Raw genomic sequence first — 24,684 nt, forward strand, 5'->3', positions numbered from 1 at the left:
GAGGTTGGCGGGGTGAATGTTTCGGGTGGCCGCGGCGGCGTCTGATCCGCCCCGGTGGTGAAGGGGGTTGTGGTGGCGAAGGTTTGGGCGGCGGTGGCGGTGCTCGTGGTCGAGGTGCTCGTTCTCGCGGTAGCCGTGGGTGCGCAGGTGTGGGGGTGGGTGGGGTCGGGGGCCGGCCGGTGGTGAACCTGGGGTGCCGGCCGGGCCACCTCTGCGTGGTGACCCGGCCGGCGGTGCGGTGTTAGAAGGTGGTGCCCGGGATGGGCGCCTTCTCGCGGGTGGGGATGACGGTGCTGAGCACGTTAGGCGGCAACCGCTCCTGGAGGGCGACACTCAGCAGCTCGGCCAGTGATGGCAGTGCGGCGTCGTCGTCTTCGGCGGCGGTCTCGGCGTGCTGCAGCGCGAGTCCGGCGCGGACGGTGTCGGCGCCGCAGTAGTAGGCCAGTGCGGCCATGGTGAGCAGTTCGGCGCGGATGCGGCCGCGGTGCTGGGCGGCGATGCGCGTCCACACCCATCCCGCGGAGCGCTCGTGACCGGCGCCGAGGCGCAGGAATCCGTCGCGCAGCCCGATGTGTGCGGTGATGACCGCGGCGGTGCGCGCGGCGAGCTGCTCGTCGGGTGCGGTGCGCTCGGTGATCGCGCGCCGCAGCGCGGTAGCGGTCGCGGCGACCAACTCCTCGGTGAGCTCTTCGGCGTCGGCGAGTTCGGCCGCGGAGGCGGTGGCCTCGAATTCGGCGGCGAGGTCGGCGCGGGAGGCGGCGATGACCCGGCCGTCGTAGACACCTTGGGCGGTGGCCGCGGAGTCGGTGTAGGGCTTGACCGCGCCGTAGCGGTGGGTGTCGACGTTCAACCACTTCCCGTGGCGGGTGACACTGTCGAGCATGAACCGAGCGGTGACGGGAATCCCGCTGAGCACGAGCGCCTCCCGCAGCGTGTCGAGCGTGTAGTACGCGTGCTCATCGAACCGCGGTTCGCAGATCGCGATGAGCACCGCGGCGCTGAACCGGTCGGCGGACAGGTTGCAGGACAGCGGGAACGCTTCGGCCTGGCTCTGGGTGAGGGTGATCGGGCAGCGGATCGCTGCGCGGACCGCCAGCCCCTTCTCGTCGTCCTCGGGTCCGAGCAGGATCGCGACGAAGTCGTTGGTCGGGACGAACCCGAGCAGGTGTGGCAGCGCCGCGAGCAGCTCGGTGGGGGTGGTGAAGCGCAGTTCGGATGTGGTCATGGCTGTTCTCCGTTCGAGTGGTGAGGAGTTACGCCGGGTGGCGTGCCTGGCTTTCGACCGGTGGGGTGGCGGGGTCAACCCCTTGAGCCGCCGCGCCGGAGGGCAATTTCGCCCCGCGAGCGGCAGCGAGTTGTTAGGGGGCGAAATGTGCCCGGAACCGCACGGGCGCAGCGCAGCCGAGCGCCAGCGAGGCGAAGCGGAGAACGGGCGAGCGCGAACAGCGGCGTGGGTTGACCCCGACGGGGTCCCCATCGGTCACACTCGGCGGCACCCAGACGGCAATAAAGGTGAGGGGCTACGGACGCACGGCGCCGCAGGTGCCGTTACCGCGCCCCCCAGGGCGCGGCCGAGGTGAGTAACGCGGTGACGCTGTCACTGGATCACCCGGTGATCGTGTGATTGTGTGATCGGGCGCGCGTGGGAGGCGTCAGGCGAGGCCGGCGGTGTGGAGGCGGCGGCGGATCTCGGCGAGGCTGAGGCTGCGGGCCCCGTGGTCGTCGAGGATCGTGGCCCACTGCTGCCAGCCGTCGAGGGCGGCTTCGACGGTGTCCAGGCCGACGCCGGGCCGGGTGAGTGTGACGGTGTCGCCGGCGTCCGGGCGGTGCGGGTCGGCGATGACGGCGACGAGTTGTCCGGTGTCGCCGGTGGACTCGGTGCGGAACCGCAGCTGGCGGGGCCGGCCGTCGAGGTCGACGAACTGCCAGGCCAACCCGAAGTCGATGTCCATGGGTGTGATTGTCCCTTGCCGCCATGCACTACGGGTGCACCGATTGGTGCCCGGCCGCCCCGAGGGGTCAGCCGGGCACCGTCGGGGGTCAGGCGTGCTGGCGCGTGTGCGGGTAGTCGTCGGCGGCGGGGTCCTGAGCGTGCTCGGCCCCGTCGAGGAAGATTCCGACCGCGGTGCGGTGCACCTGGGCCAGCGTTTCGATGGCGCTGACCAACCCGACCCGGTCGCGGATCTGCCAGGTGATCGGACCGGTGTGCAGATCCACCCAGTGCATCACCTGGTTCCCGGTGCGGGTGCGCCCGGACTGCGGCACCACCGCGTAGGTGGGGCGGTAGGTCCACTCCATCGCCACGATCGGGCGGGCGAAGCGGCATTCGGGCGTGCCGACGGCCGGGAGTTCGCGCGGGACGCGGACCGCGGCCTGGCGGGCGGCGACGAACGCCTCGAACAGGCCCTGCGCGGCGGCGGCGCTGTAGATGTTGAGCAGCAGCCCGCCCCACAGCACCGCGATGCGGGCGTGCTCGGTGCGGGCGTGATAGACGCTGAGGTCGGCGTCGGCGGCGCCGCGGATGAGCGCGGTGGCGTGGGTGATGAGGCCGGCGGTACCGCGGGCGGTGGTGGTGTGCGACATGGTGGTTCTCCGTTCGAGTGGTGAGGAGTTACGCCGGGTGGCGTGCCTGGCTTTCGACCGGTGGGGTGGCGGGGTCAACCCCTTGAGCCGCCGCGCCGGAGGGCAATTTCGCCCCGCGAGCGGCAGCGAGTTGTTAGGGGGCGGAATGTGCCCGGAACCGCACGGGCGCAGCGCAGCCGAGCGCCAGCGAGGCGAAGCGGAGAACGGGCGAGCGCGAACAGCGGCGTGGGTTGACCCCGACGGGGTCCCCATCGGTCACACTCGGCGGCACCCAGACGGCAATAAAGGTGAGGGGCTACGGACGCACGGCGCCGCAGGCGCCGTCACCGCGCCCCCCAAGGGCGCGGCCTCCCCGGTCAGGCGGTGCGGTCAGCGGGAAGGGCGGCAGCCCGGGCACGGCGCCACAGGTCGGCCAGGTCCGCGCGCATCGCAGTGAGGTAATCAGTGAGATCGTCGCGGCCGGCGCCGGTTTCGGCGAGCTGCTGCATCCGCACCCCGTGGAAGGCGACGGCGCGGCGGAACGCATCGTCGAGAACCTCGCGGGCGTACTGCCGCGTCGCGCCCGGCGCGAGCGCCTGCGTGTAGATGCCGGCCAGGTGCACCGCCAACCGGTGATGCCGCCCCGGCGTCACCGCCTCCTCGGGATGCGCGGCGTCGGTGGGCGGCTGCTGCCGGGCGGTGTGCAACACCACCACCGGATCCGGATCGCGACCGTCGGCGACCAAGGCGCGGATCACCTCGAGCGCCCACCGGCTCTCCGGATGGCAGACCGCCTCATCGGGCACCAATTCGAGGATCGGGGCCGCCGCCGCGCACGGCAGATGCATCAGCGCGCCGATCAGCTGGTGCTCGGGATCCCAGCGGCGCAACACCTGTTCGGCACGCCAGTCGACGACGTTCTCGGTGGGCGGCACCAGCGCCAGCGGACGCGACGGCGCCGGTTCGGCGGTCACGCGCTCACCGCCGGTGTGGGTGTGAAGTCTGTTGCGCCGAACAGCGCGGCGGGTTCGTCGTCGGCGGCGTAATTCGGGCAGGCGCAGTCACGGCCGTCGGACGCGGTGCCGAGGCAGCCATGCCCGTGGTGGTCGGTGTCGCCGTGCCCGCACCCGCACAGCTGCGCGATGACCGCCCGGCCGGTGACCGCGACGTCGCCGGTGCGGGAACGGATCTCGTAACGGGTGCGGGTCCAGCCGGCGTCGACGGCGCGAGCATCCTCGCCGGTCGCGGCGAGGAGGTGCAGCAAGTGGGTGTGCGCGAGCTCGCGAGTAGGGTGCGTGGTGATGTCGGAAGCGCCGATCCGCTCGACGGTCAGCTCATACATGGCGGCACCCTTCGGCGGATTCGATTCGCGCAGTGGCTTTTTGCGGTCTGGTCTCATTCTACGGTCGCTTTCCGGTGGGTAGCAACGCTGTTGCGCGGATATCCACACTTGCTCGCAGTCCCCAGATTTCGTGCATCGGTGCGCGGATATCCGCTCGTGTGAGTGCATTTCGTGATGGGATGAGGGGGTTGCTGGTCCGCCGCGCGGACGGCGGGCCAGCAACCCGGTCAGTCGCCGGTCTCGGTGTCGCGGTAGACGTCGTCGGCGGTGCGCTCACCGGTGACGACCTGTTCGATTGGGGCCAGCGGGTAGCCGTGGCCGGCAAGGAACCGCAGATACTCGGCCGCACCCGGGGTGGGGGCGTACCCGCTGTGGGCGTGGCGCCACGCGTCCTTGGGGGTGCGGCCCTCCAGCGCGGCGAGCGCCATGCCGAGCAGCAGCACCTGGGCGCGGGCGTCCCCGGTGGTTGTGAGTCGGGTGAGCGTGGCGCGCAGGTCGTCGACGCCGAGCAGGTCGGCAGCGAGGTGGCGGGCGTTGTGGTCGGTGAGCAGGCCGGGTCCCTGCTCGAGGCACCGGGCGACGAACACGGTGGTGCCCTTGGCCGGGGTCTTGCGGGACAGCAATCTTTCGCGCACCCACCCGCGCCGCACCTCCTGGGCGGCCAGGCCCAGCTTGTTCAGCGCGAGCACCTGGCGGCGTTGGGCGCGTTCGGTTTCCGCGCGGTCCTCGGCACTGGGCGCGTCCTCGGGGGCGGGGGTGTCGGGCCGGGGCTGTAGGAAGTCGGCCAGTGTCAGGCCGGCCGCCTGCGGGTCGCGGCAGAAGTACTCCGGCGCCCACACGACCGTCTCGGTCACGGTGGTGGCGTGCCGCCGCCCCTCGTCGGGGGTGCGGTCGGGGTCGCGTTCGGTGGCCCAGTCCACCTCCCGCGCGTCCACGGGCTCGCCGGTGGTGGTGTCGACGTACACGCTGTCCTCGACCAGCAGCACCGCCCAGTGCGCCGGGTCGGTGACCGCCTCCTCGTCCACCCGTGCCCCGTCGGGGGTGCGCAGGTAGGCCAGCGCCACCGCGCCGGTGTCGCGCCATCCGGGGCGTTCGGTCAGGATCGTGAACCCGCGCCGGGTGTAGTCGGCGGCGACCTCGGCGCGGGCGGCCTCGGCGAGGCGGTCCTGGCGCAGCTGGGCGAACCGGTGCGCGAACTGCGGACCGCCGGCGGCGGCGATGAGCGCCGCGACCGCCTCGGTGTCGCCGTCGAATTCGGTGAGCGCGGCGGCCTCGGTGAGGCTGAGTTGCCCGGTGTCGAGCGCGTCGAGCGCGGTGGCCGAGGCGGCGGCGCGGGCGGCGGCCTTCACGGTGTCGCGGGGTACCGAGAGCTTCTGGGCGACCTTGGTGGCCGACAGACCGGCGTCGAGCATCTGTTGGATGCCACGCACCCGTTGGGCGTCGGTGAGCGCGGTGCGCTGGTCGTTGGTGACGATCTGGTGGGCGATCCGTTCGGCGGCGCCGTCGGGCGCGTCGAGGACGTACACCGGAATCGTGGGCAGCCCGGCCTGGCGGGCGGCCAGGGTGCGGCGCTGCCCGTCGCGGATGCGAACCTCCTCGCCGGTGCGGACCGCCGTGACCGGTTGCAGCACACCGTGTTCGGTGATGCTGGCGAGGAAGTCGGCGTCGAGGGCGGCGGCGTCGCGGACGTTGTCCTCCAACGTCACCGTCTGCGGATCCAGGTGCTCCAGCGTGCCGACGGGAGCGGTGTGCTGCTCGGGGGTGGTCGTCATGACCGGTCCTTTCGTGCGGTGGTACGGGCCGACCGGGTGGCCGCCCGCTTTTTCTGCCTTCAGGCACGGACCGATCCGCCGGAATGGCGAGCGCAGCGCAGGGGAGTGCCGCGCGGTTCTCCCAGCCCGCCGCGGTCACTACCGCACCTTGTGACGTCGTCGCGGCGGGCGCCTCGGGGAGAAGGGCGCGGGCCGGCAGGCCGCAGCCGACCTTGCGCGCAGCGAGTCACCGGCGATCATGGGCAGTGCTGAAAGGCAGATCCCCTGACGGGGCAGCCGGCGCCGCAGGCGCCGACCACCTGTGCCGGCGTGCCGATCGCGGGCTCCAGCGAACGGGGTTCAGGACGCGCTGCGCGGGCCGGGCAGCGGCCGGGGGGCACGCCCGTCGGGCGCCGTCATCTGCGCGGTCCCCGTCAACGGCGGGAAGCAGATACCTAAGGAAGGGTGAGGGCCCGCGCGCGGGCCTCTTCGATCGTGGGAATGACGGTGTCCCGCAGATACGGGTGGCTCAGCGCGCTCCAGTTGCGCGTCGGGTGATACAGCGACGCCCAGAAGAACCGATGACCGTTGCGCTCGCACTCGGACAGGTTCGGACTGAGGACACGAGTGACCCCGAGCGCGGTGCGCAGTGGCTGATCGAGCTGGGCGCCCTGCGAGATGACCAGCGTGGGTTGCAAGATATCGACCGTTGTCGCCATGTGGCGGGAGCAGTTCGCGCGCATCACACGGGTGGACCGGGAGGACATCGTCCCTGTAGCGACTGCTGAACACATCAAGAGGTTGGTCATCGCGAAGCACGAAAACAGTTGCGCCGTGGTTCCATCCGTGAAGTGGAGGTATTCAGCTTGGTCGTCATCGACCGGCAAGCCGAAGGCCAAGCGAAGCGCGAAGGTGACGCCCTTCATGTGGGGGTTACGAGCGCGGAACGGCAGCTCGCCCGAGGCGAGGATGTCCCGCGTTCGCTGGTTCATGGTGCGGTGATGGTTCTCCGGATTGGACCCACCGACCTCCATCGGAATGACCAGCACGCGATAGGGCGCGCCGGCTTCGGTCGCCAAGTCGTAAGCGGGCCCGACCGAATGGCCCTGCGCCTCAAGGAACGCCGTACCCGGACGGCTCAGCGCCGATGTCTTGCAACTGTGCGCTGACGAGCAGATGAAGTGCCCGCGCGGATCGAGCACGTGTGCGGAGAGGTAGTCCTGCAATGCCTCGGTGCGCACCGCTGACGCAGTCCGGTCGACGGCGAACAACGTCGGCGCACCGTGTGCAGACGGCGCGTCGCGTGCGCTCAGTGACTTGTCGCGTCGCGCGAGGGCGGCGTTGATGGCCGATGAGCGTTCCGCGCGGTCGGTCTGCTGTTGTCGGGCGTGCTGCTCTGCCGAGCGCCGTTGCGTTTCCCGGAGACGCTCGGCCTCCGCCCACCGCCCGCGGGTTGGCACGCGAGCCCGTCTCTCGGCTGATCGCCGCCGGTAGACCCTGATCAGCCACCACGTCATCACGCCGGTGCCGACGAGCCACGCCGTGCCCCCTACAGCGTCGCTGTCCGTCACCGACGCCGCGAGGGCGCCGACCACCATGAAGATCGCGGCCGATGCGGCGACCGCCACGATGGTGAGGGCCACTGCTCCCGTCACGCGCAAAAAGCGGCTCAAATCTGTGCCCCCTCCGGTACACCCGTCTGCCTCGAGACCGTACGTCGTAGCCACGGTAGAAGGGCCGCGCTTCTGCGGATCCCGCGCCGGTACGGTTGCTCGCGGTGGTGAAAGGCGGCTGTCTCCAGCGAACGGCGCTCAGGACGCGTCGCGCCGATCCGGGTGCATCACGATCACTTCCTGCAGGTGGTGGCTGCACCGGCATGACGCTTGCAAACCGCGCTGACTTGGGGTTTCGGCGTCGCAAGAAATTCCGTGCACAAGATAACCCTCGTTATGCCGCATGCTGGAGGGTGGATCACACATCGACGACTTCAGCGAGGCGAGGACGGATGGGCAAACTGGCGGCTCGAGCATCGCGCACGATGCTCGCCGGGGCGATCGCGGTCACCCTGGCCGGGTGTGGGGGCACGGTCACCGGCACAGCGATCAAGGCCCCGCTCGCCGCCGACGATCCCGACGCCAGCGTTGCCTTGATGAAGACCGGGCCCTACCCCACCGCCGCCGGCACACCCTTCGGCACCACCGGCGACAACCCCGCCCGACAGAGCCAGATCGAGTCCATGCGGCTGGCGGAGTACACCAGCGGGCCGTGGGAGGTCGACCAAGCGGTGCGCGACTGGCCCGGCTTCCTCGCCACCGGCCAGATCGGGGTGCAAACCTCCGACAACCTTCCCAGCGCCGGCATCTTCACCGAACCGATGATCGCCGCGGTGCGTACGCACGGCTACATCGCCGGGTTCTCCACGCTGCGCACCACGCCGCAGAACGAGAAGCAGAACCGCGTGCTGTTCAACTATGTGATGGAATTCCCCACTCCCGAGGCGGCGACAGCGGCCGCTGACGAACTCACCGCGGTCACCCCGCCACCCTTCGGCGCGGTCGATCCCGCGGGCCGCCCCGCAGACCGAATTGACAGTCCGGGAGCACGAGCGAAGGTTTTCGACCTGCCCGACGGTGTGACGCGAGCCGAGAGCTTCACCGCCTACGGGCAGTTCGTCTTCTACCAGAGTGCACAGGTCAGCGACCTGTTCTTCGGTGCGAGCGCGGAGAACCTGCTCGATGCGCTGATCACCCGGCAGCAGCGCCGCATCGACGAATTCAAGCCCACCCCGCCCGACAAAATGGCGAGCCTGCCGATGGACCCCACCGGCAATCTGTTGGCCCGGACGCTGTGGGCGCCCGACAACCGATCACCGGCCAATCTCGGCGCCTGGGCGCCGCGAGCCTGGCTGCATTTTGAGGCCGATCCGGTCGCCACCTCAACGGTGTTCGCCGAAACCGGCGTCAGCGCCGTGTCCCAGCGGCTGGCGACCATCTTCGAGGCGAAGAGCGCCGAGTCCGCCAAGGCGATCACCGAAGGGTCCACCACATCGCTCAGCAACGATCCCATGTTCAAGGCCGTCGACGGCGTTCCCGGCCTGCCCAGGGCGAGCTGTTTTGAGCGGGTGAGCGGTGAGCTGGTGCCGCCGACGGCGTCGATGACCATCAGGCGGGTCGCCTGGCACTTCCGGTGCTTCGCCTGGGCCGACCGCTACGCCTACACCACCTTCTCCGACACCGCCGACGACGCCCGCCAGCAGATGGCCGCCCAATACCGCATCCTCGCCGGCGAATGACCGTGACGCACAGTGTGTTCCGCGGGATTGCGGTCACGGTAGCGCTGGCGTTGGCCGTGGCCGGATGCTCGAGCACGGTCACCGGCGCGGCACGGCGCGCCCCGGACAAGCCCGGCTCCGGAGGCGCGGTCGTCGCGCTCATGAACACCGGACGGTACGCAACGACGCCGAGCCAGCCGCTCGGCGTGGCCGGGGACGACAAGCAGACGCAGAATCTGGTCGAAGCGCAACGCATGGCCGAATTCGTCCTGGGCCCTTGGGAAGTCGACGAGAAGGTGAACGATCTGCCCGGCATGCTGGACACCGTGATGACCGGACCGGTCGCCGACGCCAACCAGCTGCACCGGCAGTACGTGCTGCCCGCGCCGCTGGCCGACATCGCCGCTCGCCATGGCTACGTCACCGCCTTCTCCACCTTCCGGGTCAGCGATAAGCGGAGCCTGCAGAACGTCGTGCTGCGCTTCGCCGACCCCGCCGGCGCGACGGCGGCCGCCGACGAGATGGCCGCCGCCGACCCCGGCCCGCCGAGCTTGCCTCCCATGCCGCCGAATCCGCCGCCGCGCGACACCCCTTTCCCGGAGGTGCCCGAGGCCCGCGTGAAGACCTGGGACCTCCCCGACAGTTACCGGGTGCACAGCTTTACCGCGCACGGCCCTTATGTGCTGTACCAGTCGGCGGCCGCCAAACGCGACCCGTTCGTCGACTCCGATCAAGCCGCTCCGCTGGTCACCTGGGTGGCCGACCGGCAACCCCAACGCCTCGACGACTACACCCCGACCCCGTTGGACAAACTGGCCGAGCTGCCCAAGGACTTCACCGGCCGGCTGCTGGCGCTCACGCTGCCGGCCCCCACCGGCGAACCCATGCCGTTCGTGGCCGGGGCGTGGAAACCGTCGGCGTGGCTGCACTTCGAACCGAATCCCGTGGCCGCCCAACGGTACTTCGACGAGGCCGGGGTCACCGTGGTTACGCAGCGACTGACCACCGTCTACGAGGCCTCCGATTCGGGCAAGGCCACCGGTCTGGCCAATCAGCTCGCCCAGCAGATTCTCCGCGACCCGACGACCCGCTCCATCGAAGGGGTGAAGGGTCTGCCAGCGGCGAAATGCTTCGTCCGCACCGACGGTGCCGCCGGCGCTGAGGACGCCGCGTCGTGGCAGCGGGTGTACTGGGCCTTCAAGTGCGTCGCCTACGTCGACCGCTGGGCCTACACCGCGTACTCGGCCACCGAGCTCGACGTCAAACAGCAGATGTCCGCGCAGTACCGGATCCTGGCGGGGGAGTAGTGCGGGGGGCGCCGGGTCGGCCGTGATTTGCCGGACCCGCCGCCCGCGGTACCCATGCATCCGGTCGCAGCACCCGGTGACCCGTTATCGTGGCAACGGGTCGGGACGCATCGCCGTGCCGGCCGTGCCTGTCCGTCCGCCGCACAGTGAGGTCCAACGCCCGTGAACCAGCAGCTTTCCCGCCCCGCGCGGATACCCGCGGGCCGGTAGGCGGCGCACGTGGCGCTGGATCCGGGGGCGATCGTCGGCGGGTACACCATCGAAGGTGTGCTCGGTTCCGGCGGCATGGGCACGGTGTACCGGGCGCGGCACCCCACGTTGCCGCGCAGCGACGCCCTGAAGGTGCTCTCGGCCGAACTGTCCCGCGATGCGCACTTCCGGGCCCGCTTCGAACGCGAAGCCGAGCTCGCGGCCACCCTGGACCACCCCAACATCGTCACCGTCTACAACCGCGGCGAGACCGACGGGCAGCTGTGGATCGCCATGCAGTTCGTGGCCGGCAGCGACGCCGACAATGAGCTGCGCGACGGGCGAATGACCCCGGCGCGGGCGCTGCACATCGTCAGCGAGGTCGCCAAGGCGCTGGACTACGCCCACCGGCGCCAGCTGCTGCACCGCGACGTCAAACCCGCGAACTTCCTGCTCGCCCCCGACGACGAGCGGGTGTTCCTGGCCGATTTCGGCATCGCCCGGGCTCTCGACGAGGCGGTCAACCTGACCGCCACCGGCATGGTGATGGCCAGCGTCGCCTACGCCGCCCCGGAGAGCCTCGTCGGCGAGCCCGTCGACCACCGCGCCGACATCTACTCGCTGGGCTGCTCGCTGTTCCGGCTGCTCACCGGCAAGACCCCGTTCAGCAAGGCCGGCGGGATGGGCGGCATGGCCGCCGCCCACATCTCCACCCCGCCGCCGCGGGTCACCGAACTCGCCCCGGCGCTGCCCGCCGCGATCGACGACGTCATCGCCACCGCAATGGCCAAGGACCCCAAGGACCGCTACCAGAGCGCCCGCGAGCTCGCCGCGGCCGCCGCGGCGGCGTTCGATGAGACCACCGCCGAGGTGCGCGCCGCCCCCACCCCGCCGATTCCGCAGGGCGGTGTCGGCGGCCGCTCGGGCCCGACGTACCCCGGACCGCCGACCGGCCCGACGGCGCCGACCGGGCCGACAGCCCCGAGTAGCCAGTCACACTTCACCGCGCCGCCGCCGTGGCCCGGCTACTCCGGTTCCGCGCCCACCCAGGCCAGCAATTACTACGCCGCGCCGGCGAACACCGGCGGTGGCGGGCAGTTCGGTGGTGGTGGTGGGCATTTCGGCGGTCCGCCCCCGAATGCCGATGGGTTGCAGAGCTATCAGCCGAGCCCGCCGCCGTCCTCGCCGGCGGTGGGGCAGGGGCGCGGAAAGCGCCGCTGGCTCGTCTCCGGCGCCGCCGTCGTGGTGGTGGCGATCCTGGTGGTCGCCGGGGTGCTGGTGTGGGGTGGCGGCGACGAGACGGCGCCGGGCTTCGAGCCAGTGAGCCTCAACCACATGTACGGCACCACCGAGATCGCTTCGGAGCCACAGGCCGTGGCCGCCGTCGGACGGGGCGATCCCGACGCGGTGCTGTCGCTGGGCGTGCAGCCGGCCGTGGTGGTCGCCCCCGCCGGCGGGCTACCCGCCTGGGAGCGTGACCTGGTCACCGGCAACACGCGGGTGCTGGGCGACCTGGACACCGTCGCGTTGGGCGCCGCCGACCCCGACCTCATCATCGACAGCAGCCGCATCGACGAGCAGACCTACAACAAGCTCGCGGTGATCGCCCCGACCGTCACCCGCCCGCAGGCCTCGGCCAACTGGACCTGGCAGGACCAACTGTCGTGGGTGGGCCGCATCCTCGGCCGCAGCGACAAAGCCAAGCAGCTGCTCGACGAGGCCTCCTCCGCCCAAGCCGAGATCCGTTCGCAGAACCCGGCGTTCGACGGTAAGAGCATCGAGGTCGTCACCGTCAGCGATGACGGGGTGGCCGCGGCGCTGTCGGATTCACCGGCCGCCCGCTACCTTGAGGGCATCGGCTTCCGGTACAGCACCAGCTGGCGGCGCGCCGCCGAGGACACCGGCGACAGCCGCGCGCTGCCCGATCCGGCTCAACTGAACACCGCCCCACCGGAGGTGCGGATGGTGGTGCGCACCGACGCCGGAGCCGGCAACGGCAGCTACAACGGTTTGCCCGAACCGTTCTCGTCCTACCGGGGTTCGACGGTCATCGTCGACGACCCGACCATCACGACTGCTCTCGACAATCCCGGCTACGCCGCCACCGAACACCTCAACGAGACGCTGGTGCCGGCGCTGAAACGGCAGGTGCACTAGAAGTTGTGGCGCGCGGCTAAAATAGGAGTGATTTGTAGAGACGCTCGCCGGAGAGGCCGCATTGTTCGGCGCGATGCTGCGCGGCCAGAGGAATAGCACTGTCCGCTGCGGTCGACTCTGACAGCCGAAATTCAAGCACTGGACTGTCCAATACTGGATCTAAACTCATGTTATGGCATCTACAGCGGTCGTGCTCCCATGATCGGCCTCGACAGCGACGCAGTGCTGACCGCTGCGCGGCGGATCGGTTGTCACGCCGACGACGTTCGCGCCACCCACTCCTCGAGCCAAGAAGGGCTCGACGCCGGCCTTCACGGCTGTGTCGGCCGGTCCGGCCAGGCACTAGCTGCGCTGAGTCAGCGTTGGGAGCCCATCGCGCGGCGGCAGGGCGAAGGGCTCGACGCCCTAAGCCGGGCTGTCGGCGCCGCCGGCGCGACGCTTCTCGACGCCGATCACACCAATGCCGCACGGGTGGCGCGGATCAACGACTGACGGCACAACGCCCCGCTTCAGCGCGGAGGTCAGCGTGATGTAGCTCGGCTTAGCGCCGGCCCATCGATAGCGAAGGTGCGACGCGGTCGCAACGCCGAGCGACGGCAGAACGTCCGGCGGCGTGCTCCCTTAGATGACCTGTCACCCCAGTGACGTGTCGGTGTCGTCGACCCATTGGTCGGGAGCCGGCGCTTCGAGCACCTTCAGCCGGGGGCAGACGGTGTAGACCGTCTGACTGCCGCCCGCCCGGCGGGCGTCGCCCATCGCCGCGGCGGCGAGCGTCATCAGTTCCTCGCAGGCGTCAATGGGTGACTGGTCCACCAGCCGACGCAGCGGTGTGCTCACCGCGCCGATGCTGGCCCGTAGGCGGTGCGGGGCGGTGGCGATACAGGCGCGGATGCGCTCCGCCAGCGGGGACGAGTCGCTGGTGGCGAACAGGTCGGCGATCACAAATTCCGACTCGCCCACGTGGGCGACCATGGCGGTGCTCCGTACCGCCTCGCGGATGCGCTGGCTGACCGCGACCCGGGCACGGTCTGTCTCGGCGGCCGTCGATGTCGCTGCCAGAACGGAGAATCCGTCCAGCGCGACCGCCATCACCACCAGGAAGCGGTCGTCGTCGCGACTGCGCGCGTGAATGAGCGTGGCGACGCGATCGAAGAACGCATCGCGGGTGAGTAGTCCGGTCACCGGCTCGATGTCGCCGTAGTGATCGGTGCGGTCGATCAGACCGAGCAGGGTGTGGCACGTGAAGGCCACGAAGATGTTGGTTAACAGAAACAACGCCGCGCTAGCCACCGCCATCGCAACGTCGGTTTGGGCCGAGCGCCACACCACGACCGCCAAAGCGGCGACGGCGATCACCCACACCAGGTACAGCAGCCGCGTCGAGTGAAAGCACAGCGCGAACGCCGAGAGCACGACGAAGCCGCCGCAACCCGCCAGACCGAGGGCCGGCTGCTCCTGGGCCACGGCCGATAACGCGATGCACACCGCGCCAGCTATGACGCAGCTCTGCGACTGCCGACGGGTCGGCCAGCCGTCCCGCAACCATATCGTGGCCATGCCCGCACAGCATGCCGCGACCGTCACAGCGACCGCTGCACCCTGCCATCCCGGCGGCGCAAGGGGACCGGCGAGCAGGAGAAGCGGGATGGCGCCGAGCCCAGCGATGACCGCGGCGACGATCCGGCACGTCACCTTCTGTAGGTCTCGGGCAGCCAAAAGCGCGGTGAACCAATGGTATTGGGTCGATCGCACCGCGCCTGACCCACCCACGACGGCAAAGGGGCTCATGGCAGCGCGGTACCGTGTCGCGGCCAGCAAGCACCGGGTGCCGATGGTGTCCTCACGTGCTTCATCGCCCCCGTGTCTGTTGCCCCACCCGCAGCGACTTGTCAGTGCGAGCGCATGGACCCGCAAAGCGAAGCCCTTTTCATGGGAAAATAACTGATCGGCGCGTTCGCAGCAACTACGAGCGCGTTCCTTCGAGAGAAGGTTGGTCGGGTTCGTTGTCATCCCGGCGCTAGGTCTAGTCATCGAATTCACCGGCGGTATGAACTTCGCCAACGAGAGATGCGTAGGCGAGCACGCCGGCGGACTGCTGCGTCCGCAAGGTTGGAAGGACCCTTGAGGACGTGCCGACCCGCCCCAGTCAGGACGATCACAAAGGCGGGAAAGTTTGGGAGAAGCGGCGGCGTGCAGTAGGTGCTCGCATCGTCGAACTTCGCATCGAAAGAGGGATGACGCAAAAGCAGCTCTCATTCGAGTGTGGCGTGTCCAGGAACATCATCGTCGATGTCGAGTTCGGTAGGCGTGGGCTCCCCTACGAGCGGCTTGGTGACCTAGCGGAAGCCCCTGGGCGTCACCGCGTCGGACTTGCTTGACGGCATCAAATAGACGGCGCGCCACGAGTTGCGACAGCGGACGGCTGTGTTGGAGGACATGGGAGCGGCATCCGCATGTCTACTGTGCCGGTCGCTGAGCTCGCGATCGCGGAGACCGTCGAGACCTAGTGGACCGGAGTTGATCTAGGGGGCTTCCGGCATTGTCCTCGCCAACGTTCCGGCCGGAGGGATAGCACCAGCTGACGGGCGACAGCAGTCGAATAGGCCTAAGCGGGTTGCGCCATACCCTGCGGGCGTTTACTGAAGCGTGTGGATACGGGCATTCTCTGACGGTCGCTGCGGTGGCCGCAGCGCATGGTCGACAGCTTCACCTTCTGCCCGAGCCATATTAGATCGTCATCTGGGTCTGTCGGGATGGCTGAGCCGACGGGCGACGCTAGCAGCCGTGTCGATGGTCATTCGCGTGAGCGATTCGACTCGTCCGAGAACTTGGTCATGTTGCCGCTCAGTTACGTCTCGCGCTGCCGATATACGCGCCAAGCGATCGTGACCAGCGGGACCTGCAGTGGCAGGCGGGCAAGTGCCGCGGTCCGCGCCAACACGGACCGGTCCTTCCACAGGCGCACCGTATTGACGTTCGCGGGAAAGACCCCGATCAGAAGGACGGCGGCAGTCAATCCGCGCGGCGCGTCCCCGGGTTGAAGAGCATCGCCGCGGTTGCGACTTCGACACCCCCCGACGCGAGGGTGTATAGGCCCGCGGGCTGCCCGGGAATTCCTGGGGGATTAGGCTGTCGAACCGTGCCGGAGTGACCATATGCAGCAGACCGGAACCAAGAAGCAGCGCCGCGAGCCGATAGGCGCGCGTCCGGCCCGCACGACCGGGATGCAACTGCTGTGTCGAACCGCCAGATTTCGACGTCATAGTTGAGCACCTCTTACTTGATGGAGAACAAAAGGACCGTGATCGGCACGGTTCACCCACGCCTGCTCCGAAAATCCTTCATTGACTCCAGATATGGTGTCGGCCAAGCGAATTCAGCGAATGCTACCCCTGCCGCACCGTCGATCGTCGACGTCATCGCTACTTCGTGCATGGTCGTGCCAGGAGCGGCGGGCCAGGGTGTGAATGCGAATCGCTGCGCGCGCATCGTCGTCCGGCGATCCTGGCTGTCGATCAGAGTTGCATGCACGCCGAGTTGAATACCCTCGTCGTCGAGCTCGAAGTCGATCGTCGCCGATTCAACGGGGGCTGTCGTCGCGTCGCGGTCGACGTAGCCGTACTGCCAGCGACGGCCCAGACCAAAGATTTCGAATACGTGCAGATGGACATCGGCGGCTTGGGCGGTGATCCACTTCCAGTGTTGGATCATCGACCAATCTCGCACACCCCAGGAGTGGTCACGCTGGCACCAGGTCTCGAAGTCGAGCTTACGGCCGTCGAGCACCAGGCTGCCGATCGCGATTCCGGCCTGTTCGAAACGGTCATCGGCCACGAAAGGCGGTAATCCGTCCGAACGCTCCGAGTAGGGGTACGCGGGATGAAGGCTGCGGAAGTCGAAATCGATGCTGGCGCGCTGGCCTAGGTATGAAACATGAGCTTTGACAAGAGGTTCGGTCTGCTGGATGCGGATCCCACTCGCACGCCAGTCCTCGAAGCCGGCCTCTGCCGTCATTGCCACGTCCCGAAAGGATTCAAAGACCATCTTCTCGCCGACCGCGGGCCCGAACGCGCAGAAAAAGCCACCGGCAAGGCCGTGGGCGTCGACCCACGTGTAGACCGTCAATGAGAGGCCGTGGTGGGGGAGCTGAATCATGTACATCAGCGACTCGCGCGCATTCGGCCGACCGTCAAGACGGTGCCTGCCATCCTGTGCGGGGTCGAGCTCTGCGAACTCCGCGCGCGAATACTCCATGGCACCAGCCCTTCTCGCTGCACTTGAGCGAAGCGTCATCAGTGCTGTGACCGTTGACTCCTACCCGGCGGGTACATACTATTCTAACGTGGATTCAAAGATTGTCCGGGTACCTGCGGGGCCCGATGAGGTCTCCGCTTCGTTCTTGACGGCTCACTTGCACGCAGCTGGATTCATCGGGTCAAACGACGAGGTCATCTCGGTGTCCGCGCAGCCGTTCGGCACCGGTTTGTCCGCCGATGCCAGTAGGTTCACACTCGACTATGCGCACGATGGCGTCGGGCCTGTCTCGATCGTGGGGAAGTTCGCGTCAGCGGACCCGGCCGCCCGCGAACTGGCAGCGATCGCGTCGATGTACTCACGTGAGGTTCAGTTCTATTCCGAGATTGCCGCCGGGGTGAACATCCGTGCCCCGCGACCGATCTATGCCGAGCATGCAGACGACGGGCGGCGGTTTTGTCTGCTCATGGAGGATCTCTCACCGGCCCGGACAGTAGATCAGATCGAGGGATGCACAGTTGAGGAAGCCCGCTTGGCGATGCAGCAGGCAGCTGCCTTGCATGCCTCGTCTTGGCGACGTAGAGAACTTGCGGGCAAACCGTGGCTCGCGACCATGGTCGAAGCCGTAGTTGCCACCGCAGCCTCGGCTCACACATTTCGCGACTCCTTCATCGACAAGTTCGGTAGCCGGTTGCACCATGACGAGCTACAGGCGATCCGCCAGGTGTGTGATCACGCTCAAGCCTGGGCGGCCACGCTCGGTGACCCCGTATGCCTCTGGCATCACGACTTCCGCACGGACAATCTGCTGTTCGATGGCCTGGACGGTTCGGTTCCACTGGCCACCTGCGACTGGCAGACGCTGGCATTCGGACCTGGAGTCGCCGACGTGAGCTACTTCCTGGGCACCAGCCTGCAGACCGACGTCCGGCGGGTGCACGAGCGAGAACTCGTCGGCGTGTACCACGACGCGTTGCAGCGCGGCGGGGTTGCGGACTACACGTTCGACGATTGCTGGCTCGATTATCGTCGTCACGCCATTCATGGACTATTCACCGCGGTTCACGCCTCCGGTCGGAGTAAACGTACCGACCGGGGCGATGCGTTGTGGCTCAACTGGGCTCAGCGCACCGCGGCGCAAGTCATCGATCTCGAAAGCATCCGAGCGCTCGGCTGACTGCCGATGGAGCAGTCGCTGCCGCAACAGGAGGGTTGAACACAGTTGGATCTTGGGCTCATCGGGAAGCGCTTCATTGTCACCGGCGGTACCCGCGGGATCGGGCGTGCCATTGTTGAAGGACTCCTCGCCGAGGGTGCGGTCGTCGCCTTCTGCGCGCGGGACGCCGATGCCGTTGAGGCGACGACCACCGAACTCACCGCCGTTGGTGCACAAGTCCTCGGCACCGCACTCGACGTCGCCGACCACTCCGCCTTGGCCGCATGGGTCGGCGCAGTGGCGGATCGGTTCGCCGGACTCGACGGCGTGGTGGCCAATGTCAGTGCGTTGGCCGTCGGCTCATCGACCGAGAATTGGCGCGCCACCTTCGACGTGGACCTCTTGGGCACGGTGATGCTGGTCGACGCGGCTCTTCCCCACCTCACTGTGTCCGGGGCGGGGTCCATCGTGACCATCGCCAGCGTGGCCGGCCGCGAGATCGACTTCGCCGCCGTGCCGTACGGAACGGTGAAGGCTGCGATGGTGCACTACACACAAAGTCTGGCCAACAAGCACGCCGCGGCGGGCGTGCGGGCCAACAGTGTCAGTCCGGGGAACATCTACTTTCCCGGCGGCTCCTGGGAATTCATCGAGCAGAACCATCCTGACCTGTTTGCCGCGGCGATGGCGCAGAACCCGACAGGCCGGATGGGTACGGCTCAGGAGGTCGCCAACGCGGTGGTGTTCCTTTCGAGTCCGGCGGCGGGCTTCATTACGGGCACCAACCTGATCGTTGATGGGGCGTTGACTCGGGGAGTCCAGTTCTGAGCACCGGTGAGCATGGCCCGACCGCACAGACCGGTATTGATCGGTCGGTATTTCTAGTCTAGATTCAAAATTCTCCGGGTGGGCGGCTCGCCAAACCTAGCGGGCTCCAGTTCGCCCCGGACCGACCCGAGAAGGTTGTACAGATGCCCCACGATGACGCCCGGCTGAAGCTTCGCATCTTCAACATCTGTTCGTGGGGCGGCATTGCGGCCGTTGTAGTGACCCTCATCGGTTGGTTGATCGCCGGATTGTTGCCGCTTCCGCTGGGGCCTGCGAACACAATGCAAGAAGTGGTGGACTTCTACACGACCGACACCGCCCGCAGGATGTTCGGCTTCATGCTCTCCACCTTGGGGGTCTGTTTCGCGCTTCCGCTGATCGGCATCATCACCATGCACATGCAGCGCATGGAGCGTCGACTGCCTGTCCTGTCTCTGATTCAGTTGTGCGCGGGCGCAGTCACGGTCATGATCAACCTGCTGGGTTCGTTGCTGTTCGCCGTGCTGACCTTTCGCCCGGAGCTGCGGGCGCCGGAGTCCACGATGTTTCTCAACGATCTCACCTGGTTGATTTTCTTCACTCCGATTATGCCGTTCATTATTCAGAACCTGGCGATCGGCGCCGCGGTGCTCACGGACCGTGGCAGGACGTTCCCGCGGTGGGTCGGGTACGCCAACATATGGGTGGCTTGTGCGTTCGTTCCGGACGTCATGGCGTACTTCTTCTTCTCCGGCCCGTTCGCCTGGAACGGCATCTTTGTGTTCTGGCTCGCACTCACGGCGTATGCGGGCTTCTTGATCGTGATGTCCGTCGTCACCCGCCGCGCGAACGCCGCCCTGGTCGAGGAGAAATTCGCGCCGGCCGCAGTCTGACGCGGACGAGACACACACCGGGGAAAGGCTTTCAGTGGAAGCGAGCAACGACGTGAGCGCAACCGTGGGGCCGTACTTCGACGAATTGCGGCCGGGGCAGGTGTTCGACAGCGCGCCGGCGATGACCGTTACCGAGGGCGCCGCTGCAGTGCACCAGTCCATCGTCGGGGACCGGATGCGAATGACTCTCGACGCCACACTGGCCGCCGCGGTAACAGGTGGGTCCGCCCCGATGGCACACCCGGCGTTGGTGGCGGACATCGCGATCGGGCAGAGCACGCTGGCCACCGGGCGCGTGAAGGCAAATCTATTTTACCGCGGCTTGGCTTTTCACCGGTTCCCAGAGTTGGGGGATACGTTGGCCACGACCACGGAAGTCGTGGGTATGCGGCAGAACTCGGTTCGTGAGGGACGTGCTCCGACGGGCCTGGCGGCGCTCCGGATTAGAACCGTCGATCAGCACGATCGCCTTGTTCTCGACTTCCACCGGTGCGCCATGCTCCCGTTGTCACCAGGCGTCCTCGAGACGGGGCACCACGATGACCTGACCGCAATGGGCACAGCGGAGGTCACGACCGATCCGGCCCGCAGCTGGGATGCGAAGGCCTTCCGGTCCCAGGTCCCCGGCCCGCACTTCAGCACGGAGCTTCACGATCGCCGGTACCGCAGCTCCGGTGATGTGGTCAGCTCCGCTCCGGAATTGGCTCGACTGAGCCTCAATATTGCTGCGACACATCATGATCGACGAGTCGGCGGCCAGCGTCTGGTCTATGGAGGGCACACCATCGGATTGGCTCTCGGACAGGCGACCCGACTGCTTCCGAATCTTGCGACGGTTCTCAAGTGGACGTCGTGTGACCACACCGGTCCGGTGCACGAGGGAGACACCCTCTACAGCGACCTTCACGTCGAGCAGGCGACGGCGTTGCCGGCGGGACGGGGCGGCGCCCTCAACCTGCGCTCAGTTGTGCACGTGGCGGGACACGATGGCACTCCTGACCGCCCAGTCCTGGATTGGCGCTTCACCGCCTTGATGTTCTGACACGGAGAGGTCGGATACCTGCACTTTCGCGGCGGCCCAGAGGGCGCGCGTCAGATATTCGATGCTCTAGGGATCAGCGTCTGCCCGAGTTGCTCCACGAGCTGACTGATGTCCCAAAAGTCGCGATGGCTGGTCAACTTACCGTTGTCATCGAAGCGGCAGGTCGCGATGCCGTCGACCGCGAACGCGTGGCCGGCGGCGTCGACGGTCGCTCCGCCGGGCAGGCGCAGGGGGCCACTGATCGACCCGCTCCAGGTCCACTCATAGTAGGCGCGGTCGTCCTGAACCGCAGGCCGGGTGAAGACAATCAGTGAGTCGGACGAGAACTTGAGCATCCACCGATGGAATCGCTGGATCTCGGCCCGACCCCGATACGTTCCGCGCATCGCGACATCGGTGTAGCTGCCGTCCTCGGCGAAGAAGTCGCAGAGGCGCTCGGGCTCGTGGGTCCAGGCTTGGCTGTAGGCCTCTGGAAACCCTGGTTCCGCGGGGTGGGGGAGTGTAGCCACCCGCAGAATTTATCAAGTATTCGAAATATCAACGGCATTTTCGGCGACTGGGTTCTCTCCACCCCACATGCCGGCGAAGGCGGCGGCGTGAGGGCCGCCTGGCCGCGACTTCGAGGCTGAGATCCTCCTGCGTCGAGAATCCGGGCATGATCTCTGACGTTCGCGTCAAAGCCGGACTGCCTGCGGCGACACCGAACTCGAGGGTCGCAGGTCGCATCTAGGTCGACTGTCGGCTTGAATTTCTAGTTTAATTTTGATTCGATTCGTGAGCCGAGTCACTCGATGTCCTGGGTGTGACTGGCGCTGACGTCAAGAGAAGGTGCAGTTGTGACTCGTTCAGCAAGCCTGCCGGCCGCCGCGGACCGTCCCGAGCGCGGCGCGCCCGCGCCCGGCGCGACCGCCGACCGGAAGTTGTGACCACGTGGTGCTCAAAGCCCTAGGTTCATCGAAACCGCTGCGTGGGATCGGCGGTTTCTTCGCTATGGCACTCGATACCGCCGTCGCGACGTTCCAGCCGCCATTCGCGTGGCGTGAGTTCGTCCTGCAGACGTGGTTCGTGGCGCGGGTGTCCCTGCTGCCTACCCTGATGCTGTCGATTCCGTTCACGGTGCTTACGGTGTTCACGTTCAACGTGCTGCTCGCCGAGTTCGGCGCAGCCGACTTCTCCGGCACCGGCGCGGCACTGGGCGCCGTCACGCAGATCGGTCCGATTGTCACGGTTTTGGTCGTGGCGGGCGCCGGGGCGACGGCGATGTGCGCCGACCTGGGTGCCCGCACCATTCGTGAGGAACTCGACGCCCAACGGGTCATGGGCATCAATCCCATTCAAGCGCTCGTGGTTCCGCGGGTGCTCGCCGCCACCCTCGTAGCGCTGCTGCTGTCATCACTGGTCATTCTCGTCGGGCTCGCCGGCGGATTCGCGTTCTCGGTCTTTTTCCAGAATGTCACCCCGGGTGCGTTCGTCGCAGGCCTAACGCTGGTCACTGGTGTGGGTGATGTCGTGGTCTCGCTGATCAAGGCGACGTTGTTCGGTTTGACGGCCGGGCTGATCGCCTGCTACATGGGCACGACGGTGAGCGGTGGCCCCGCCGGTGTCGGTAACGCCGTCAACGAGACCGTGGTGTTTTCCTTCCTCGCGCTTTTCGTCATCAACATCTTCATGACCGCCGTGGGAATCAAGGTGAACCTTTGAGCGTCAAAACAACTTTCGGTCAGCAATTTCCGAAGCTCGCACGCAAGTCGAGCAGCTGGCACGCCGGATGGACCCGCGTCGGTGAACAGACGCAGTTCTACGGTCGTACGCTGGCCTCGGCAGTGGACGTTCTGGTCCACTACAAGACCGAACTGGTGCGGCTCATCGCCCAGATGAGTCTGGGAACAGGAGCACTCGCCGTCATCGGCGGCACTGTGGTCATCGTCGGGTTCCTCACCATCTCCACCGGTGCGCTGGTCGCAGTCCAGGGTTACAACCAGTTCGCCCAGGTTGGCGTTGAAGCTCTCACCGGCTTCGCGTCGGCCTACTTCAATGTGCGACTGATCGCCCCGCTCACCGCCGCGATCGCGATGGCGGCCACCATCGGCGCCGGAGCCACCGCGCAGCTCGGCGCCATGCGCATCAACGAAGAGATCGACGCGCTGGAGGTGATGGGGGTCCGCTCGCTGGCCTATCTCGCTTCAAGTCGAGTGTTGGCCGGCGTCATCGTGGTCATCCCGCTGTACTGCGTGGCGGTGATCATGTCTTTCCTCGCAGCCCGGTTCGGAACGACGGTGATCTACGGGCAGTCAACGGGCGTCTACGACCACTACTTCCGTACCTTTTTGATCCCCACCGACCTCATCTGGTCCTTCGTCCAAGCGGTGGTCACCGCGGTCGTCATCATGCTGGTGCACACCTACTACGGCTTCACCGCGGCCGGTGGCCCCGCGGGAGTCGGTGAAGCCGTCGGCCGCGCCACCCGGACGTCACTCGTGGTGGCCGTCTTCGTCACCCTGCTGGTCACACTGTCCATCTACGGACAGTCCGGCAACTTCAACCTGGCGGGCTGAGCCATGGCACGTAGAGGAGAACCCCGTATCCACCCGGACTGGTGGACAGCAATACTCATCGTCTTCACCGTCGGCGCGCTCTCGCTGACCTGGGCGCTGTTCAACGGCTCCTTCAACCGATACGTGCCTGTGATACTCACCTCCGACCGCTCCGGCCTGGTGATGGAGATCGGCGCCGAGGTGAAGCTGCGCGGCGTGCAGGTCGGCCACGTCGGCTCGGTGACGGGCGGAAAGGACCCGGTCAGCCTGCATCTCGAACTCGATCCCGACATGGTGCGCTACCTTCCCGCCAACGTGCAGGCCAGGATCGCGTCGACCACGATCTTCGGCGCGAAGTATGTCGATCTGATCTACCCGGAAGATCCGTCGAACAAGGTCTTGGCGGCGGGCGCAGTGCTGCACTCGCAGAACGTCAGCACCGAAGTGAACACGGTGTTCCAGAATCTCGTCGGTGTCATCAACAAGATCGATCCGGCCAAGCTCAATACCGTCTTCTCCGCCCTCGCCGAAGGTGTGCGCGGACAGGGGCCCCGGATGGGTGAAGCCACGACCGCGGCGAACGAAGTGCTGGTCGCGCTCAATCAGCGCTCGGAGCTCATCGGTGAGGATTGGCGCGCGTTCCGCGACTTCAACGACACCTACGACGCTGCGGCACCCGATATCATCCGGGTGCTCGATGCCGCCAGCACCACCAGCGCCACCGTCACCCAGCACGCCCGCGAGCTAGATTCCCTGCTGCTCAACATCATTGGATTCGCGCAGAGCGGCACCCAGTTGATCGGTCCGAACAAGGACAACCTGGTTCGAGCGATCAACACACTGGAGCCGACGACTGGTCTGCTGAACAAGTACGACCCGATGCTGACCTGTCTCCTCGTTGGCGGCAAGAACGCCATTGACTTCGGGCAAGCCGCCTACACCGGTGGTGCGAACGGCAAGTCGTTGATCGTCGACGCTGCGCTGTTGCTGGGTGACGATCCCTACCGCTACCCGCAGAACCTGCCGATCAACGGCGCCAGGGGGGGACCCGGAGGCAAGCCCGGATGCGGGTCGCTGCCGGACGTGGCCAAAAACTGGCCGGTGCGCACCCTGATCGCAAACACCGGCTGGGGCACCGGACTGGACAACCGCCCGAACCCCGGCATCGGCTTCCCCGGTTGGGCCAACTACTTCCCAGTCACCCGGGCAGTGCCGGAGCCGCCGAGCATCCGGTATCCCGGTGGCCCGGCGCCCGGTCCCTTCCCGTACCCCGGAGCACCTCCCTACGGCGCACCGCTGTACGGCCCCGGTGGCGTGCCGCTCTTCCCGGGGGTGCCCCCCGCGCCGCCGCCGGCGCCGATCCCGCCCGGAATCGGTGGCGCCGCCCCGGTGCCGCCAGGCGCGGCCCCTACACCATGA

General features: G+C 67.6%; 22 protein-coding genes and 1 pseudogene. 12 read left to right on the forward strand and 11 right to left on the reverse strand.

Annotation, left to right across the window (positions count from 1 at the left end):
• Nucleotides 1–241 precede the first annotated feature (241 nt).
• The 7 genes from AU194_RS13090 to AU194_RS13120 form a co-directional block, all read right to left on the reverse strand.
• Nucleotides 242–1,225, reverse strand: coding sequence for a DUF4192 domain-containing protein (locus tag AU194_RS13090; RefSeq protein ID WP_059089688.1), 984 nt, complete (start codon nucleotides 1,223–1,225; stop codon nucleotides 242–244).
• A 427-nt stretch (nucleotides 1,226–1,652) separates the two neighbouring features.
• Nucleotides 1,653–1,952, reverse strand: a complete 300-nt coding sequence (locus tag AU194_RS13095; protein WP_059089689.1) for a hypothetical protein — start codon at nucleotides 1,950–1,952, stop codon at nucleotides 1,653–1,655.
• 88 nt (nucleotides 1,953–2,040) lie between these two features.
• Complete coding sequence (locus AU194_RS13100; RefSeq protein WP_059089690.1) at nucleotides 2,041–2,583, reverse strand: hypothetical protein; 543 nt, start codon at nucleotides 2,581–2,583, stop codon at nucleotides 2,041–2,043.
• A gap of 356 nt (nucleotides 2,584–2,939) precedes the next feature.
• On the reverse strand, nucleotides 2,940–3,536 hold the full coding sequence (locus AU194_RS13105) for a hypothetical protein (RefSeq protein WP_059089691.1): 597 nt from the start codon (nucleotides 3,534–3,536) through the stop codon (nucleotides 2,940–2,942).
• Nucleotides 3,533–3,904 carry a hypothetical protein gene (locus AU194_RS13110; protein ID WP_059089692.1) on the reverse strand — a complete coding sequence of 124 codons (372 nt, stop codon included), beginning with the start codon at nucleotides 3,902–3,904 and terminating at the stop codon, nucleotides 3,533–3,535. Before AU194_RS13110 ends, AU194_RS13105 begins: the two co-directional genes overlap by 4 nt.
• 227 nt (nucleotides 3,905–4,131) lie before the next feature.
• Nucleotides 4,132–5,676 (reverse strand): ParB N-terminal domain-containing protein, encoded by a 1,545-nt coding sequence (locus AU194_RS13115; protein ID WP_059089693.1) that lies wholly within the window; start codon nucleotides 5,674–5,676, stop codon nucleotides 4,132–4,134.
• Nucleotides 5,677–6,110: 434 nt separating this feature from the next.
• Nucleotides 6,111–7,298 carry a hypothetical protein gene (locus tag AU194_RS13120; protein ID WP_059089694.1) on the reverse strand — a complete coding sequence of 396 codons (1,188 nt, stop codon included), beginning with the start codon at nucleotides 7,296–7,298 and terminating at the stop codon, nucleotides 6,111–6,113.
• 362 nt (nucleotides 7,299–7,660) lie between these two features.
• Between AU194_RS13120 and AU194_RS13125 the strand changes: the two genes are divergently transcribed.
• From AU194_RS13125 to AU194_RS13140, 4 genes are all read left to right on the forward strand, one after another.
• Nucleotides 7,661–8,947 carry a hypothetical protein gene (locus AU194_RS13125; RefSeq protein WP_059089695.1) on the forward strand — a complete coding sequence of 429 codons (1,287 nt, stop codon included), beginning with the start codon at nucleotides 7,661–7,663 and terminating at the stop codon, nucleotides 8,945–8,947.
• On the forward strand, nucleotides 8,944–10,233 hold the full coding sequence (locus AU194_RS13130) for a hypothetical protein (RefSeq protein ID WP_157576070.1): 1,290 nt from the start codon (nucleotides 8,944–8,946) through the stop codon (nucleotides 10,231–10,233). The genes AU194_RS13125 and AU194_RS13130 overlap by 4 nt, the downstream gene beginning before the upstream one ends.
• Before the next feature lie 219 nt (nucleotides 10,234–10,452).
• Nucleotides 10,453–12,579 carry a serine/threonine-protein kinase gene (locus AU194_RS13135; RefSeq protein WP_059089697.1) on the forward strand — a complete coding sequence of 709 codons (2,127 nt, stop codon included), beginning with the start codon at nucleotides 10,453–10,455 and terminating at the stop codon, nucleotides 12,577–12,579.
• 198 nt (nucleotides 12,580–12,777) lie between these two features.
• Nucleotides 12,778–13,071, forward strand: a complete 294-nt coding sequence (locus AU194_RS13140) for a hypothetical protein (protein WP_059089698.1) — start codon at nucleotides 12,778–12,780, stop codon at nucleotides 13,069–13,071.
• A gap of 141 nt (nucleotides 13,072–13,212) precedes the next feature.
• Here the strand turns inward: AU194_RS13140 and AU194_RS31175 are convergent, their stop codons facing one another.
• A complete protein-coding gene (locus tag AU194_RS31175; RefSeq protein ID WP_157576073.1) occupies nucleotides 13,213–14,640 on the reverse strand; it encodes a diguanylate cyclase domain-containing protein in 1,428 nt (475 codons plus the stop codon).
• 173 nt (nucleotides 14,641–14,813) lie between these two features.
• Between AU194_RS31175 and AU194_RS33025 the strand changes: the two genes are divergently transcribed.
• Nucleotides 14,814–14,957 carry a helix-turn-helix domain-containing protein gene (locus AU194_RS33025; protein ID WP_369804108.1) on the forward strand — a complete coding sequence of 48 codons (144 nt, stop codon included), beginning with the start codon at nucleotides 14,814–14,816 and terminating at the stop codon, nucleotides 14,955–14,957.
• Between the two features lie 470 nt (nucleotides 14,958–15,427).
• On the opposite strand, the pseudogene AU194_RS32580 reads toward AU194_RS33025, so the two are convergent.
• A pseudogene (locus tag AU194_RS32580) lies at nucleotides 15,428–15,734 on the reverse strand (hypothetical protein).
• A gap of 160 nt (nucleotides 15,735–15,894) precedes the next feature.
• Nucleotides 15,895–16,833 carry a hypothetical protein gene (locus AU194_RS13155; protein ID WP_059089700.1) on the reverse strand — a complete coding sequence of 313 codons (939 nt, stop codon included), beginning with the start codon at nucleotides 16,831–16,833 and terminating at the stop codon, nucleotides 15,895–15,897.
• An 88-nt stretch (nucleotides 16,834–16,921) separates the two neighbouring features.
• Between AU194_RS13155 and AU194_RS13160 the strand changes: the two genes are divergently transcribed.
• From AU194_RS13160 to AU194_RS13175, 4 genes are all read left to right on the forward strand, one after another.
• Nucleotides 16,922–18,010 (forward strand): phosphotransferase, encoded by a 1,089-nt coding sequence (locus AU194_RS13160; protein WP_059089701.1) that lies wholly within the window; start codon nucleotides 16,922–16,924, stop codon nucleotides 18,008–18,010.
• A 45-nt stretch (nucleotides 18,011–18,055) separates the two neighbouring features.
• Nucleotides 18,056–18,817, forward strand: coding sequence for an SDR family NAD(P)-dependent oxidoreductase (locus tag AU194_RS13165; RefSeq protein ID WP_059089702.1), 762 nt, complete (start codon nucleotides 18,056–18,058; stop codon nucleotides 18,815–18,817).
• A gap of 143 nt (nucleotides 18,818–18,960) precedes the next feature.
• Nucleotides 18,961–19,689: a hypothetical protein gene (locus AU194_RS13170; RefSeq protein WP_082698626.1), complete on the forward strand. Its 729-nt coding sequence runs from the start codon at nucleotides 18,961–18,963 to the stop codon at nucleotides 19,687–19,689.
• 121 nt (nucleotides 19,690–19,810) lie between these two features.
• Entirely contained in the window at nucleotides 19,811–20,731 is a 921-nt protein-coding gene (locus AU194_RS13175; RefSeq protein WP_082698634.1) for an acyl dehydratase, read from the forward strand.
• Between the two features lie 50 nt (nucleotides 20,732–20,781).
• Here the strand turns inward: AU194_RS13175 and AU194_RS13180 are convergent, their stop codons facing one another.
• Complete coding sequence (locus tag AU194_RS13180; RefSeq protein ID WP_059089704.1) at nucleotides 20,782–21,240, reverse strand: nuclear transport factor 2 family protein; 459 nt, start codon at nucleotides 21,238–21,240, stop codon at nucleotides 20,782–20,784.
• A gap of 481 nt (nucleotides 21,241–21,721) precedes the next feature.
• On the opposite strand from AU194_RS13180, the gene AU194_RS13185 reads away from it, so the two are divergent.
• From AU194_RS13185 to AU194_RS13195, 3 genes are read left to right on the forward strand one after another with little or no spacing between them, the layout of a single operon-like run.
• Nucleotides 21,722–22,432 carry an ABC transporter permease gene (locus tag AU194_RS13185; RefSeq protein ID WP_059089705.1) on the forward strand — a complete coding sequence of 237 codons (711 nt, stop codon included), beginning with the start codon at nucleotides 21,722–21,724 and terminating at the stop codon, nucleotides 22,430–22,432.
• The gene (locus AU194_RS13190; RefSeq protein WP_059089706.1) at nucleotides 22,429–23,286 is read left to right on the forward strand and encodes an ABC transporter permease; all 858 of its coding nucleotides are present in this window, start codon (nucleotides 22,429–22,431) and stop codon (nucleotides 23,284–23,286) included. The genes AU194_RS13185 and AU194_RS13190 overlap by 4 nt, the downstream gene beginning before the upstream one ends.
• A gap of 3 nt (nucleotides 23,287–23,289) precedes the next feature.
• Nucleotides 23,290–24,684: an MCE family protein gene (locus AU194_RS13195; protein ID WP_059089707.1), complete on the forward strand. Its 1,395-nt coding sequence runs from the start codon at nucleotides 23,290–23,292 to the stop codon at nucleotides 24,682–24,684.

Source organism: Mycobacterium sp. GA-2829, assembly GCF_001499965.1.
In the GTDB taxonomy this organism is placed as follows: domain Bacteria; phylum Actinomycetota; class Actinomycetes; order Mycobacteriales; family Mycobacteriaceae; genus Mycobacterium.